This window comes from Thauera aminoaromatica S2 (genome assembly GCF_000310185.1).
GTDB classification, from domain to species: domain Bacteria; phylum Pseudomonadota; class Gammaproteobacteria; order Burkholderiales; family Rhodocyclaceae; genus Thauera; species Thauera aminoaromatica.
On the sequence record NZ_AMXD01000041.1, the window covers coordinates 13,777 to 27,554 of the forward strand.

16 protein-coding genes and 1 pseudogene are annotated in these 13,778 nt (G+C 71.5%); 4 read left to right on the forward strand and 13 right to left on the reverse strand.

The window, feature by feature from the left end; genetic code table 11:
- Positions 1 to 4 precede the first annotated feature (4 nt).
- From C665_RS08465 to C665_RS20650, 6 genes are all read right to left on the reverse strand, one after another.
- Positions 5 to 1,753 carry a phosphoethanolamine transferase gene (locus tag C665_RS08465; RefSeq protein WP_004305361.1) on the reverse strand — a complete coding sequence of 583 codons (1,749 nt, stop codon included), beginning with the start codon at positions 1,751 to 1,753 and terminating at the stop codon, positions 5 to 7.
- Positions 1,754 to 1,866: 113 nt separating this feature from the next.
- Positions 1,867 to 3,111, reverse strand: a complete 1,245-nt coding sequence (locus tag C665_RS08470) for a sensor histidine kinase (RefSeq protein WP_004305364.1) — start codon at positions 3,109 to 3,111, stop codon at positions 1,867 to 1,869.
- Positions 3,112 to 3,154: 43 nt separating this feature from the next.
- Positions 3,155 to 3,823 carry a response regulator transcription factor gene (locus C665_RS08475; RefSeq protein WP_004305366.1) on the reverse strand — a complete coding sequence of 223 codons (669 nt, stop codon included), beginning with the start codon at positions 3,821 to 3,823 and terminating at the stop codon, positions 3,155 to 3,157.
- A 23-nt stretch (positions 3,824 to 3,846) separates the two neighbouring features.
- On the reverse strand, positions 3,847 to 4,764 hold the full coding sequence (locus C665_RS08480; RefSeq protein ID WP_004305368.1) for a cation diffusion facilitator family transporter: 918 nt from the start codon (positions 4,762 to 4,764) through the stop codon (positions 3,847 to 3,849).
- 4 nt (positions 4,765 to 4,768) lie between these two features.
- The gene (locus tag C665_RS08485) at positions 4,769 to 5,221 is read right to left on the reverse strand and encodes a hypothetical protein (RefSeq protein ID WP_004305369.1); all 453 of its coding nucleotides are present in this window, start codon (positions 5,219 to 5,221) and stop codon (positions 4,769 to 4,771) included.
- 48 nt (positions 5,222 to 5,269) lie between these two features.
- Entirely contained in the window at positions 5,270 to 5,458 is a 189-nt protein-coding gene (locus C665_RS20650; protein ID WP_157277029.1) for a hypothetical protein, read from the reverse strand.
- Here C665_RS20650 and C665_RS08490 point away from each other — a divergent pair.
- The 4 genes from C665_RS08490 to C665_RS08505 all read left to right on the forward strand — a co-directional run bounded on the left by C665_RS08490 (position 5,448) and on the right by C665_RS08505 (position 9,237).
- Positions 5,448 to 6,788 (forward strand): ferredoxin reductase family protein, encoded by a 1,341-nt coding sequence (locus tag C665_RS08490; protein WP_004305371.1) that lies wholly within the window; start codon positions 5,448 to 5,450, stop codon positions 6,786 to 6,788. The two genes, C665_RS20650 and C665_RS08490, sit on opposite strands and share 11 nt — an antisense overlap.
- 175 nt (positions 6,789 to 6,963) lie before the next feature.
- Positions 6,964 to 7,380: a DUF1924 domain-containing protein gene (locus tag C665_RS08495; protein ID WP_004305373.1), complete on the forward strand. Its 417-nt coding sequence runs from the start codon at positions 6,964 to 6,966 to the stop codon at positions 7,378 to 7,380.
- Between the two features lie 21 nt (positions 7,381 to 7,401).
- Positions 7,402 to 7,893 (forward strand): diheme cytochrome c, encoded by a 492-nt coding sequence (locus C665_RS08500; RefSeq protein WP_004305375.1) that lies wholly within the window; start codon positions 7,402 to 7,404, stop codon positions 7,891 to 7,893.
- Between the two features lie 15 nt (positions 7,894 to 7,908).
- The gene (locus C665_RS08505) at positions 7,909 to 9,237 is read left to right on the forward strand and encodes a ferredoxin reductase family protein (protein WP_004305377.1); all 1,329 of its coding nucleotides are present in this window, start codon (positions 7,909 to 7,911) and stop codon (positions 9,235 to 9,237) included.
- Here C665_RS08505 and C665_RS08510 read toward each other — a convergent pair.
- From C665_RS08510 to C665_RS08540, 7 genes and pseudogenes are all read right to left on the reverse strand, one after another.
- Positions 9,234 to 9,698: a periplasmic heavy metal sensor gene (locus C665_RS08510; protein WP_012585253.1), complete on the reverse strand. Its 465-nt coding sequence runs from the start codon at positions 9,696 to 9,698 to the stop codon at positions 9,234 to 9,236. The two genes, C665_RS08505 and C665_RS08510, sit on opposite strands and share 4 nt — an antisense overlap.
- Positions 9,695 to 10,234, reverse strand: a complete 540-nt coding sequence (locus C665_RS08515; RefSeq protein ID WP_040828836.1) for an anti-sigma factor family protein — start codon at positions 10,232 to 10,234, stop codon at positions 9,695 to 9,697. Before C665_RS08515 ends, C665_RS08510 begins: the two co-directional genes overlap by 4 nt.
- A complete protein-coding gene (locus tag C665_RS08520; protein ID WP_004305381.1) occupies positions 10,227 to 10,823 on the reverse strand; it encodes an RNA polymerase sigma factor in 597 nt (198 codons plus the stop codon). The genes C665_RS08515 and C665_RS08520 overlap by 8 nt, the downstream gene beginning before the upstream one ends.
- Positions 10,824 to 10,871: 48 nt before the next feature.
- On the reverse strand, positions 10,872 to 11,369 hold the full coding sequence (locus tag C665_RS08525) for a hypothetical protein (protein ID WP_004305383.1): 498 nt from the start codon (positions 11,367 to 11,369) through the stop codon (positions 10,872 to 10,874).
- 157 nt (positions 11,370 to 11,526) lie between these two features.
- Positions 11,527 to 12,261, reverse strand: a complete 735-nt coding sequence (locus tag C665_RS08530) for an ABC transporter ATP-binding protein (protein WP_004305385.1) — start codon at positions 12,259 to 12,261, stop codon at positions 11,527 to 11,529.
- 1 nt (position 12,262) lies between these two features.
- The gene (locus C665_RS08535) at positions 12,263 to 13,468 is read right to left on the reverse strand and encodes an ABC transporter permease (protein ID WP_004305386.1); all 1,206 of its coding nucleotides are present in this window, start codon (positions 13,466 to 13,468) and stop codon (positions 12,263 to 12,265) included.
- Positions 13,465 to 13,778 (reverse strand): annotated as a pseudogene (locus C665_RS08540) (efflux RND transporter periplasmic adaptor subunit); the annotation flags it as partial. The pseudogene C665_RS08540 and the gene C665_RS08535, both read right to left, overlap by 4 nt.

The following is a 13,778-nucleotide window of genomic DNA, read 5'->3' on the forward strand; positions in this document are numbered from 1 at the left end:
GTGCTCAGCTCCGGCAGGGGGCGGTCAGGTCGAGTGCGTCGTCGCGGACCGCGGTGCGCACGTCGAGCAGGCCCAGGACGGTATGGAAGAGGTTGTCATGGCTGGCGGGCCGGGCGGCCTGCCCGCGCAGGCACGCCGCATCGACCCGGTTGCGCGCGGCGAAGCCGGACGACAGCCACATCAGCATCGGCACGCGGGTCTGCTCCGCGGGCGCGATCGAGTACGGCAGCCCGTGCAGGTAGAGGCCGTTCTCGCCGAGCGACTCGCCATGGTCCGAGACATACAGCAGCGCGGCGTCGTAGCGCGGCTCCAGCTCCTTCAGCAGGTCGATGCCGCGGGCGAGCACGTGGTCGGTGTAGCTCAACGCGTTGTCATAGCTGTTGGCCACCTGCTCGCGGGTGCACTTCGACAGGTCCTCGTCGTCGCAGGTCGGCGTGAAGCGGCGGAAGGCTTCCGGATAGCGGCGGAAGTAGGCCGGACCGTGGTTGCCGAGCTGATGCAGGACCAGCACGAGGTTGCCTTGCGGATCACGCAGCAGCGCCCGACTGCTCTCCAGCAAGGCCTCGTCGAGGCAGCGCTCGCCGTCGCACAGCGCGGGCAAGGCGGCGGGGTCGGGGCGCAGGCTCTCGACCCCGGCGCACACGCCCTTGCAGCCGGACTGGTTGTCGTTCCACACCACCCGCAGGCCGGCGTGACGCAGCACATCGAGCAAGGACTCGCTGCCGCGGATGGCATCCTCGTCGTAGTTGCGCCGCCCCTGCAGCGAGAACATGCAGGGCACCGACACCTCGGTGTTGGTGCCGCAGCTCGTCACGTCCGGGAAGTTGATGACCGCGCGGCGGGCGAGCTCGGGCGTGGTGTCGTGGGCGGGCGACTGCCCCGCCCCACGGTCCAGGCCCCAGTTGGCGGCGCGCGCGGTCTCGCCGACCACGATCACGAACAGGGTCGGCTTCTTCGCCGCCGCCCAGCTCGCTCCCAGGCGGGCATCGGCGCCGACCGGCCGGCGCGGCTGATTGGCCGCCTGCGCGTCGCGGCTCAGCACGCGCGCGAACGACCACAGCGGCGCGGCGGGGGTGATCAGGTAGCGCAGCTCCTTGTGGTTGCGCATCTGCCCGGAGAAGTCCTTGAACACGCTACCGAGCGCCGCGATGGCCACGAGCAGCGCGAGCACGGCGGCGGCGGCCCGGATCGCCAGCGCGCGCCGCAGCGGACGCCGGCGCACGCGCGCTCGCGCAAGAAAGACGAGGGGCGGCAGGGCCAGCGCGGAGACCTGCAGGAAGAAGCCGGGCGTGAGGAGCTCGCGCGCCTCGGCGAGGTCGGTGCGCAGCACGTTGCGCAGCATGCTCGGGTCGAAGTACACGCCGAAGTGGCCGGCGTAGTAGCTCGACACCGCGGCCACGAGGATCAGGCCGCCCAGCAGCGGCTTGGTCGTCCAGCGGTTGAGCAGCGGCGCGAGCAGCGCGACGTTGAGCGCGGCGAGCGCCACGCCGAGCGCGAGCACATAGAAGAGGCCGCCGCCCTCGCCGCCACGGCTCGCGAGCAGCGCACGCCAGAAGGGCGTATTGCAGGCGAGCGCGAAATAGAGGCCGAGCCCGACCAGCAAGCCCTCGCCCGACACCTCGGGGCGCCAGCTGCGCGCGCCGGACCAGGCGGCGGCGAACGCCGAAGCGCCCCGCGCGCGACGCCCGACGGGCGTCGATGCGCCGGCCGAGGGAGCGAAGGGCGGGACGTGGGAAAGACGTAACTTGAACATGATCGCGCGGAGCCGGAAAGGATCGGCGCAATCTACCCAGGCGGGCGTGAGGAAAGCGTGATGCGGGTGTGAGGAAAGTGTGAGCGCGGGCAGCCGGAACCACGCCAGCCGCGCTATCTCGACGCGGGCCCGAAGTCGATCGTCAGGCAGGCGCCGCCGTCGGGCCGGTTGGCGGCGCGGGCCTCCCAGCCGCAGGCGGTGCAGATGTGCCGCACCAGCGCCAGGCCGAGGCCGTGTCCCGGCTTGGCCCCGCCGCGCCGGAAGCGCTCGAAGCAGCGCGCCGGGTCCTCGTCGCCGAAGCCGGGGCCACGATCGCACACCTCGAGGCGACGCCCTTCCAGCACCACCTCGATCGCGCGCCCCTCGCCATGACGCAGGGCGTTCTCCAGCAGGTTGCGCAGCACGAGCGCCAGCAGGCCGGGGTCGGCGACGACCTCGGCCTGGGGGTCGATACGGATGCTGGGCGCTGCGGCCGCAGCGCCGGCCGGGTGCAAGCGCGTCCAGGCGTCGCGCACCGCCGCGCTCAGGTCGATCGGTTCGAGCGCCTGCGGCCGCGCCTCGCGGGCGAGCAGCAGCAGGCTTTGGGCGAGCGTGGTGGTGCGGTCGGTGGTGGCGATGATGCGCTCGGCACGGCGGCGGGCCTTGTCGGACAGGACCGGATCGTTCAGCAGCATCTCGGCATCGCTGCGGATACCGGCGAGCGGGGTGCGCAGCTCGTGCGACAGATTGGCGTTGAAATCGCGCTCGCGCGCCAGCACGGCGGCCTGGCGCGCCTCGGCCCTGTCCAGCGCACGCGCCATCACGCGGAGCTCGGCCTCGAGTCCGTCCTCGGCGAAGGGCGTGCCGTCGCCCCCCTCCTCGACGCGCTCGGCCAGCGTCTCCAGCCCGCGCGTGAGCCGTGCGGCGATGGCGTAGACGAGGAGAAAGGACAAGGCGCTCAGCACCAGGCCGCCGATCACGACCGTGGCGACCACGGCCGACTCGCGCTTGCGATGCTCGGATTCGTCGTACACGAGCACGTAGCGCTGGCCATCGGCCTCTCGCACTGCGACGTGCAGCTCGCGCCCGGCGGACCATTCCTCGTGATTGCCCACCGCGAGTCCGGCCAGCGCGGGGCTCAGCCCTTGCGGTGGCAGCGCACCCGGCGCGAAGCGGTAGAGCGTCATGTTCGGAGTCTGCGGCCCGATCAGGGTACCGAGGCGGCGGCTATGCTCGATGCTGTAGTGCAGCTGCTCCTCGAGTGTGCCGTCGATGAACTCCTCCTCCATCTCCTCGTTGAGCCGCACCAGGGCGAGCGACTGCGCCACGATGAGCACGACCAGCACGGCCGTGACCGACACCGCGATGCGGATGCGCATGCCGTCCGGCAGCCAACGCCGGCCGCCGCGGCGCGCGCCGCAGTCAGCGGCTGACGAGCTTGTAGCCGAGGCCATGGACATTCACCACCTGGGTGGATGCGTCGTCGCCGAGGGTGCGCCGCAGGGTGTGCAGCACACTGCGCAGGTTGTCGCTGCTGTCCTGCTCGTGCCCCCATACCGCGATCTCGAGCTCGCGGCGCGAGAACACGCGCTCGGGCTGGGCGAGCAGTTCGGCGACCAGGCGCAAGGGCTTCGGCGGCAGGGCGAGAAGACGGCCCTGCAGGCGCAGCTCCTGGGTCGCGGCCCTGAACTCCAGCGCGCCGTGGCGCAACACCGGGTCGGCCGGCCGCACGGCACTGCGCCGCGCCAGTGCCAGCAGGCGGACCTCGAGCTCCTGCAGCGCGAACGGCTTGACCAGGTAGTCGTCGCCGCCCGCCTCGAAGCCGAGCAGCTTGTCTTCGAGCGCGTCGCGCGCAGTCAGCACCAGGATCGGCATCGCACGTCCCTCGGCACGCAGCCGGCGTGCGAGCGCGAGCCCGTCGCCGTCGGGCAGGTTGCGGTCGAGCACCAGGGCGTCGAACGCGGTGCACGCGAGCAAGGCCGCAGCCGCCGCGATCGAGCCGGCATAGTCGCACTGGTGGCCGCGCGCCTCGAGGTACTCGTAGAGGTTCTCGGCGATCGTGCGGTCGTCTTCGATGATGAGCAGGTGCATCGGCGGGATGGGGTCTCGTTCGTCTATGGCCCTTCGTCGGGCACGCGGCCCAAGTCCACGCCCGCGCCCTGCGGGAGGTTCGGCGGGAGGGGCTCGAGGTGGGTCGAGAGGCGGGTGCCGGTGCGCTCGAGCACGATGCCCTCGAGTGCATCGGCCACCGCGTGGGCCTCGGCGACGGTCCACTCCCCGGGAACGCACAGCTCGACGTGGGCGAAGTGCAGCGCACCCGCGGCCCGCGTGGCGAGCCTGCCGTGGAAGCAGCCCGGCGGCGAGGCCTCGGCCAGGGTACGTTCGATCGCGGCCACCTCGGTCTCGGACAGCGCGCGGTCCATGAGGCCGTCGATCGAGCGCCGCATCAGCTCCCAGCCCTCGCGCAGGATGTTGAGCGCGACCGCACCGGCGACCACCGGGTCGAGCCAGCTCCAGCCGGTGGCGCCCGCGAGGCCGACACCGCAGACCACGCCCGCGGTGGTCCATACGTCGGCCATCAGGTGGCGCGCGTCGGCCTCGAGCGCGAGCGAGCGGTGCGCGCGACCGACCTGCAGCAGCACGCGCGCAACGAGAAAGTTGATCAGACTCGCGCCGACGGACAGCAAGGTGCCGAGCCCGAGGTCGCCGATCGCCTGCGGATGGAGCAGGCGTTCCCCGGCGGTGATCAGGATGATCAGCGCGGCGATGAAGATCAGCCCGCCCTCGAACGCGGCCGAGAAGTATTCGGCCTTGCCATGACCGTACTGGTGATCCTCGTCCGCCGGGCGCTGCGCGTAGGACACCATCCACAGCGCAAAACCCGCGCCCGCCAGGTTGACCACCGATTCGAGCGCATCCGACAGATAGCCGATCGAGCCGGTCAGCCACCAGGCGCCGGTCTTCATTGCGATGGTGCTCAGCGCTGCGGCGAGCGAGAGCAGCAGGGCCTGGCGCGGCGTGATCGAGGTCATCGGTTCAAAGTGCGGTGGGTCGAGTGGCGGAGCACCCCAGGGTCTCCAGGACGCGATTGTAGAGCCGTCGATCGTCCTCGAGGCGCTGCACCGCGAGCAGGCGGGCTTCGAGGTGGGTGGCGCCGCGCACCAGGACCAGGGCGTCACCCATGTCGCTCAACAACTCGCCAGCCTGCGCGCGCGGTGTCGCCGGCGTCGGCAGGCCGGCCTTCAAGGCATCGAGGTGGGCCTCCAGTGCCTGCGCCAGCGCCGGGTAGGGATCGGGCGCGTCCGCGTGTGCGGCGCCACTCGCGCGCGCCTCGCGCACATGGGCCGCGACTGCGTCGAGCTCCTGGTGCAGCGCCTGGCAGGCCTGCGGCGACAGCGCCGTCGGTTCGTCCCCGGCGGCGCGGGCGTGGGTGGCGATCCCGGCGGCAAGCGCCAGCAGCAGCGTCGAAATCAAGCTCTTGGTCATCATTGGAAAGGCTCCGTGGTCGGGACAACCCGCAGCATGGGGCCGCGATCCTTAACCGGACCTGAACGGCCAGCCCCAGAACGGCGTCGCCATTCGGTGCGCGGCGGCCTTGCGCGGCGACAAGGCTGGCCGCGGGCTTTTCGCGGATACTCGGCGCAGGTGGCGCTCGACGCGGCATGCGGGCCGCGTCTTGCCGCAGGCGCCGAAATGCGATCCGAGGGAGAGCACGATGAAGAACATCCGATTTGCGTACGCGGGACTCCTGCTGCTGCTCAGCCTGCTGTGGTGGATGGCCGATCCGCTGCTGCCCGCCGGCTACGAGTACTTCGCCCTGCGCACGGTGGCGATCAACTACACCGGCGTGATCGGCATCGGCGTCATGAGCGTGGGGATGATCCTGGCGCTGCGCCCGGTGCGGGTCGAGCCGCTGCTCGACGGGCTGGACAAGACCTATCGCCTGCACAAGTGGCTGGGCATCACCGGCCTGGTGTTCTCGGTCATCCACTGGCTGTGGGCGCAGGGCACCAAGTGGGCGGTGGGCTGGGGCTGGCTGGTCAAGCCCGAGCGGGGGCCGAAGCCGCCGCTCACCGACCCGGTCGAGAGCTTCTTCCGCGCACAGCGCGGCCTGGCGGAATCGGTCGGCGAGTGGGCCTTCTACGCGGCGGTGGTGCTGATCGTGATCGCGCTCGCCAAGCGCTTTCCGTACCGGCTGTTCTTCAAGACCCACCGCCTGCTGGCCCTCGCCTACCTGGCGCTGGTCTTCCACTCGGTGCTGCTGACGCCGTTCGCCTACTGGACGCAGCCGATGGGCATCGTGCTCGCCGTGCTGATGGCCGGCGGCAGCGTCGCCGCCGTGGTGTCCCTGTCCGGCCGTGTCGGCCACCGGCGCAAGGCGGTCGGCGAGATCGAGGAGCTGGTGCCCTTCCCCGACAACCGCGTGCTCAAGGTGGCGATCCGCTTCAAGGACCGCTGGCCGGGGCACGAGGCTGGCCAGTTCGCCTTCGTGACCTTCTCCAGGGACGAAGGCGCGCATCCCTTCACCATCTCCTCGGGCTGGAAGGAGGACGGCCGCCTGTTCTTCCTGATCAAGGGCATCGGCGACTACACCGCGCGCCTGCCCGAACTGCTCCGCGTCGGCGACCTCGTGACCGTCGAAGGCCCCTATGGCCGCTTCGATTTCGCCAGCGGCAGCGCCAGCGGCAAGCGCCGCCAGATCTGGGTCGGCGGCGGCATCGGCATCACCCCCTTCATCGCCCGCATGAAGGCGCTCGCGGTGGAGCCCGACGGGCGCGAGGTCGATCTGTTCTACAGCACGGCCGAACCGGACCAGGGCTTCATCGCCCGCCTGCAGCGCGATGCGCAGGCGGCGGGGGTGAGGCTGCACGTGCTGGTGAGCGCGCGCGACGGCCGCCTCGACGTGGCGCGCATCTGCGACACCGTGCCGGGATGGGCCGAAGCCGACGTCTGGTTCTGCGGACCGGGCGGCTTCGGCCAGTCCCTGCGCGAGGGCTTCGTCGCCCGGGGCCTGCCGGCGGCCGACTTCCACCAGGAACTCTTCGACATGCGCTGAGCGCGGGCAGCGCGCGGGCGCATCGGCGCCCGCCCCCGCCGCTCCTTGGCGCACGCGCTTTCTCCGTTCAGGTTCGATTCAGTGGCGCGCTTGCACACTGGGCTCGCGATTCCGGACGACTGGCATCCGCGATGCCCGTCCGGTCGAGTCCTCAGCCCGGATCAAGGAACGAACCATGAACAGCCAATTCCGCGCGTTTGCGCTGCTGTGCGGCCTCGCCGCCAGTGCCGGGGCGCTCGCCGCCCCGAGCGCCGCCCTCCTGGAGCGCTACGCCGCCGAGGCGCGCGCCACCGACCCCGCCTTCGCCGGTTTTTCCGCCGCACGCGGCGAAGCCCTGCACCGCACCCGCCACGGCCTCGGCAAGCCCGACACGCCCGCCTGCACCTCCTGCCATGGCGAGAACGCGCGCTCAGCCGGCCAGACTCGCACCGGCAAGGCCATCGAGCCGATGGCGGTGTCGGTGTCGGCCACACGCTACGGCGACCCGGCGAAGGTCGAAAAATGGTTCAAGCGCAACTGCAACGAGGTGCTCGGCCGCGAGTGCAGCGCACGCGAGAAGGGCGACTGGCTCGCCTGGATGAGCACCCAGTAAGCGCCACCCCGGAGACCCGCCATGAAGACCCCCGCCCTTCGCCCCCTCACCCTCGGTGCCGCCGCGATCGCCGTGACCCTCATGCTGCTCGGCCGCGCCCAGGCCGGCGACGACGACTTCTATCCGCCGGTCACCGACCCGCTCACCGTGCAGGAGTGCGCGAGCTGCCACATCGCCTTCCCTGCGTCGATGCTGCCCGCGGCGTCGTGGACACGCATGATGGGCGAACTGGAGAATCATTTCGGCGACGACGCCAGCGTCGATGCCGACACCACCGCCGCGATCACCCGCTACCTCGTCGATCACGCCGGCGACGCGCGCGGGCAGCCGGGCAAGCTGCTGCGCGGCCTGCGCCCCGGCGATGCCCCCCTGCGCATCACCGAACTGCCGAAGTGGGTGCGCGAGCACGACGAGGTCCCGCGCTCCGAGTGGACCCGCAAGGACGTCGGCAGCAAGGCCAACTGCACCGCGTGCCACATCGACGCCGCGAAGGGCTACTTCGAGGACGACTGAAGGAGGGACCGGATCATGAAACGCTTTCTGTCCGCCTTCATCGCCCTGGTCGGCCTGGCCTGGGGCGTGGAAATGCTGTCGGCGACGGGCGCCGTCGCCAGCGCGCCGGGCAATCCCTGGGCGGTGCGCGAGCACGCGCTGACGCTCACCGGCCTGGGGTCCTTCGCGCTGATGTCGCTTGCGATGGTGCTCGCCACCCGTCCGGCCCGGCTGGAGCGTTTTTTCGGCGGCATGGACCGCATCTACCGTGTGCACAAATGGGCCGGCATCCTCGCGGTCGGCTTCGCGGTGCTGCACTGGCTGGTCGAGCTCTCCGACGACCTCATCAAGACGCTGTGGGGGCGCGAGGGGCGCCTGCCCAAGGATCACGGCGGCGGCCTGCTCGAAGCCATGCGCGACGTCGCCGAGGAGCTGGGCGAGTTCGCGATCTACGCGCTGCTGGCGATGCTGGTGCTGACGCTGTGGAAGCGCTTCCCGTTCCGGATCTGGCGTTACGTTCACAAGGGGATGCCGGTGCTGTACCTGGCGCTCGCCTTCCATGCCGCCTTCCTCGCGCCGCTCGACTACTGGACGCAACCGGTCGGCGTGCTGCTGGCGGGCCTGATCGCCGCCGGCAGCGTCGCCAGCGTGCGGGTGCTGGGCGGGCGCATCGGCCAGGACCGCCGCGTCGGCGGCGTGGTGGAGTCGGTCCGCGACGCCGGCGCGGGCGTCACCGAGGTGGTCTGCCGGCTCGACGAGGGCTGGCGCGGACACCGGCCGGGGCAGTTCGCCTTCGCGACCTTCGATCGTCTGGAGGGCGCGCATCCCTTCACGATCGCCGGCGCCGACCGCGGCGACCGTCGGGTGCGCTTCCAGATCAAGGCCCTGGGTGACTACACCCGCGGCCTCGCGCAGCGCCTGCAGCCGGGTCGGCCCATGCAGGTCGAAGGCCCCTATGGATGCTTCGATCTGCCGCAGTCGCTGGACGGGCGGGAGCAGATCTGGATCGCCGGCGGCATCGGCGTGACCCCCTTCCTCGCCTGGCTCGAGGCGCTGCAGGCGAGGCCGGAGCAGGCGTCCGACGTCGATTTCTACTACAGCGTGCGCGAGCATGCGACCGACCCCTTCGTCGCCCGCCTCCAGGCCTTGTGCGCAAACCTGCCCGCGGTGCGCCTGCACGTGATCAGCGGCGCCCGCAACGAGCGCCTCACCGCGGCGACGCTGCGCGACCGCCCGCGCGCGGGCGCGGCGCCGGAGATCTGGTTCTGCGGGCCGCGCGGCCTCGCCACCAGCCTGCGCAAGGGCTTGCGCCGCCTCGGCATGGGCGGCGCGAGCTTCCACCAGGAGGCGTTCGAGATGCGCTAGCGCGTCGGGCGCGCGTGCAGGTCCTCGACCGTGGTGCGTGCCGGCGGCTGGGCAAGGAGCAGGCCGAGCAGCTGCTGGCGCTGGCGCGCGTCGAGAATCTCGCGCTCGGCGATCAGCTGCTCGATGATCAGGCGCTGCTGGTCCTGCTGCAGCTCGGCGATCGCCGCGCGCGCGGTCTCGATGCGCAGCGGATCGATCGCCTCGGCGAAGAGGGCTTCGACGAGTGCCCGCCGATGCGCCTCCAACTGGCCGCTGGCAGCGTGGAACTGCTGTAGGAAGGGCGCTTCGACCGCGTCCCAGCGCGCGCGCTGCGCCTCGTCGAGTTCCAGGATGCGATGGAGGGGCGGCGCCGATGTCGAGGACGCCCCCGGCCCGAGCCGATCCAGCACCACGGCACCGAGCACGCCGACGTTGAGCGCGACCGACAGCAGCAGCGCCATTCCAGGCTTGGTGGTTTTCATCGCGCGTTCCCGCTTGCGCCGCAGGCCCCGGCCCGCGGACAGAGATTTCCCGGTGGGACGGAACCGAACACGCTCATGGCGGCCAGCGTCGTGTTCGCCGCAAGCGGCGACAGCGGTTCCTCGAGCTCCATCAGCATCCCGCCCAGCCACAACCCGAGCCCGACGGCCGCAACGGATCCGGCAAACGGCGAGAAGGCGAAGCGCCAGGGCGTCGGCGGACGGATACGATCCATCCAGCGCACCCACCAGGGGCCCTGCCCGCGCTTGCGCGCGGCCGCCGGGGCGCCCGCCTGCAGGCGGTCGACAAGCTGCGCGGCCAGATCGACCTCGAGGCGTATGGCGGGGAGGGCCGCGAAGGCGTCGCCGAGGGCGCGCAATTCGGCGAGCCGGCGCGTGCAGCGCGGGCAGCCCGCGCAGTGCGCGAGCAGTCCGGCGCCGGCCTCGGAGGGCAGGGCCGCATCGACGAGCGCCGACAGCGCCTCGTCGGGAGGACACGGCCCGGGGGCACAAGATCCTGTGGGGCAAGAGCTATTCATGGGAGGCTCCGGTGTGCGGGTCGAAGTGTTCGAGCAAGGCGCTGCGTGCGCGTGCGAGCCGGGATTTCACCGTGCCCTCGGCAATGCCGAGGACGCTGGCCAGCTCGCCGTAGGCCAGGCCCTCGACCTCGCGCAGCAGCAGGATCTCGCGGTGCTCGGCGGCAAGCCGCTGCAGCGCCCGCTCCAGTTGCGCCTGGCGTTGTCGGCTGGCATAGCGGGCCTCCGGTCCCGGAGCGTCGTCGGCGACCTCGAGGCCTTCCTCCAGCGGCGCGAAGCGCACGAGCTGCCGGCGCCGCAACTGGTCGAGCGCGGCATTGCGCGCGATCTGCAGCAGCCAGGTGGAGAACGCCGCCTCGGGGCGCCAGTCGGGCAAAGCCTGCCAGGCCTTGACGAAGACGTCCTGGGTCAGCTCCATCGCCTCTTCGCGGGCATCGAGCATGCGGTGGAGGAAGCGGAACACGCGCTCCTGATGGCGGCGGACGAGCGCGCCGAAGGCGGCCACGTCGCCGGCGCGGGCGCGGGCGAGCTCGCGCACCTCACCCGTGTCCGCGCCCGCGTCCGCCCCGCTGCTCGGGCGCTCGCCGATCATGCGCGCGGGAGATCCGTCACCAGGCCTTCCTCCGCTGCCACTGTCGAATCAGTGTCCGGTCTCCAGCCCTTTCCAGCCCGGGTGGTCGAAGTGCGCGGCGTAGTCGTCGAGGGTCTGTGCGAGGTGGACGACGCCCTCCTCCGGCTTCGTTCCGGCGGCGTGGCCGCCGATCACCTCGACGCCCTGGCCGAGCCTGCCGATGATCGCGTGCAGCACCTCGTCCGCCTCAGGCTTCAGCTTGCAGTTCTGCACGATGTAGGCGACCTGCCCTTCGACCCCTTCGGCCAGCGCACGATACTGCGCCGCATCGAAGCGACCCGCATGCACCTGCGGGATGGCCCGCGCGAGCGCGTCGCGGATCGCCTCCATGCCGGTCCGGAGCGCGGCGTCGGTTTGCCATCTGGCCCCCTGGTCGAGCTGGAGGACCGCCGTGTGGGTGTCATGGCGATGGCTGTCGGCCGCCGTGGCGGGAGCGGCCGCAAGAAGGCCGGCGAGGATCGCGACGGCGCCGAAGGCGAGCAGACGGGGGGTGGAGCGGGATTGCATGTCGAAGAGGTCCTTTCGTGATGGTTTCGAGAGGGCGGAATCGCCTTCCTGGACAATGAAACGAAACGCCGCGGAAAATGTTCCATGCCCCGGTGCAAGAACATTCCGTGCCGCCCGACCCCATCGCAGCGCGGCGGGGCGGCCCGCGCAGCGGTCCTCACGCGCTTTCGCGCACGAGCCGCCCCTCGCCCGCCTCCTCGTGCGTCACCCCGTCGCGGATGTGGTAGATGCGCTTGAAGGTGGGAATGATCTTCTCGTCGTGGGTCACCACGATGATCGCGGTCTGGAACTGCGCCGCCATGTCGTTGAGGATGCGCACCACCGCCATCGCGCGCACGCTGTCGAGCGGCGCGGTAGGCTCGTCGGCGAGGATCACCGGCGGGCGGTTGACCAGGCCGCGGGCGATGGCGACGCGCTGCTGCTCGCCGCCCGACAGCTGCGCGGGCATGGCCGCGGCACGGTGCGAGATGTCGAGCGCGCCCAGCAATTCCTGCGCCCGCGCGCGCGCCGCGGCGTTCGGCACGCCGGCGAGCATGGGCAGCAGGGCGACGTTGTCGGTGACGTCGAGGAAGGGGATCAGGTAGGGCGCCTGGAACACGAAGCCGATGCGGTCGCGGCGCAGGGCGCGCAGGTCGCGCACCTTCCAGCCGTTGTCGAAGATGCACTCCTCGCCCAGGGTCATGCGCCCCGCCGTAGGGTCGATGACCGCACCGAGGCACTTCAGCAGCGTGCTCTTGCCCGAGCCCGAGGGGCCGATCAGGCCGACGACCTCGCCCGGGGCGACACGCATGTCCACGCCCTTCAAGGCATCCACTGCGGTGTCGCCCTTGCCGTAGCGCTTGGTGAGGCCTTCGATCAGGATGCCCTTGCCGGCGCGCGTCGGTCGGTCCATCTCAGCCTCCGATCGCTTCGGCCGGATCGACGCGCAGCGCGAGCCGGATCGACACCAGGCTGGCGAGCACGCAGATCGCCATCACCGCCGCGAAGCCCGCCACCGTGTCGGCGGGCACCAGCAGCACGTACTTGGGGAAGAAGGGCGCCGACCAGGTGGCGGCGATCTTGCCGACGACGAAGCCGATCAGCCCGAGCGCCACCGCCTGCTGCAGGATCATCGCGGCAATGGTCCGGTTGCGCGTGCCGATGAGCTTGAGCACCGCGATCTCGCGGATCTTGTCCATGGTCAGCGTGTAGATGATGAAGGCGACGATGGCCGCGCTCACCACCGCGAGGATGACCAGGAACATGCCGATCTGGCGCGCGGAGGTGGCGATCAGCTTGCCGACGAGGATGCCCTCCATCTGCGCCCGGGTGTACACGGTGAGGCGCTGCCAGCGCCGGATGGATTCGGCGACCTCGTCGGGCGCGTGGCCGGGCGCGAGCGTGAGCAGCACGGCATTCACATAGGGGTTGGTGCTCTGCGAGGCGAGCACCGCGTCGAGCAGGCCGGGCACGCCCGGGCGGTTGAGCGCCGGGTTGGCCGCAGTGCGGCGGCGACCCTGCAGGATGGCGTCGTTGTCCTTGAGGAACTGAGCCTCCTGCGCATCCTTGAGCGGGATGAACACCATCGGGTCGCCGGCCGAGGACACCATGCGCCGGGTCAGCCCGACCACGGTGTACTGGTTGCGCCGGATGCCCACGCGCTCGCCGAGGCGCAGGCCGCTGGCGACGTCGGCCACCGCCTCGTAATGCCCGCGCGTGATCTGCCGCCCCGCGACGAGATATGGCGGCCAGCCCGGAACGGCCCCCGGCCGGCCGGCGGCGATGCCGACCACCATCGCGCGCACGTCCTCGCTGCCCTTGCGCACCTGCATGGTCAGGTAGGTGATGTTGGCCGCGCGAGCCACGCCGCGCTGGCCGAGCAGGCTGCGGTAGAGGTCGTCGTGGACGCTGGACGACTCCGCATAGGGGCCGAGCGTGTCGCGCTGCACCACCCAGAGGTCGGCGCCGCTGTTGTCGAGCAAGGCCTTGCCGTCGTCGACCATGCCGCGATACACGCCCGCCATCACCAGCGTGACGCCGATCAGCAGCCCCAGGCCGATGCCGGTGAACACGAACTTGCCCCAGCCGTGCAGGATGTCGCGCCCGGCGAGGCTGATCATTTGCCCGCTCCGTCCACTGCCGCGACGACCTCGGTGCGGCGGCCTGCGCGCAGCCCGGCCTCGCTATACACGACGATCTCGTCGCCCGCCGCCAGGCCCTCGCGCACCTGCACGCGCCCGTCGAGGTCGCTCGCGCCGAGCTCCAAGGGCACGAAGCGCAGACCGCCCTCCCCCGCGCGCCGCCACACCCCGACCGCACCCGCCTCGCGCCGCAGCGCGGCGTTGGGGATCACCGCCGCGGCGTGCAGCGGCGGCAGCGCCAGCGTGACCTCGGCCAGCTCGCCGAGCGGCGGCATCGGCTCCGGGGGGC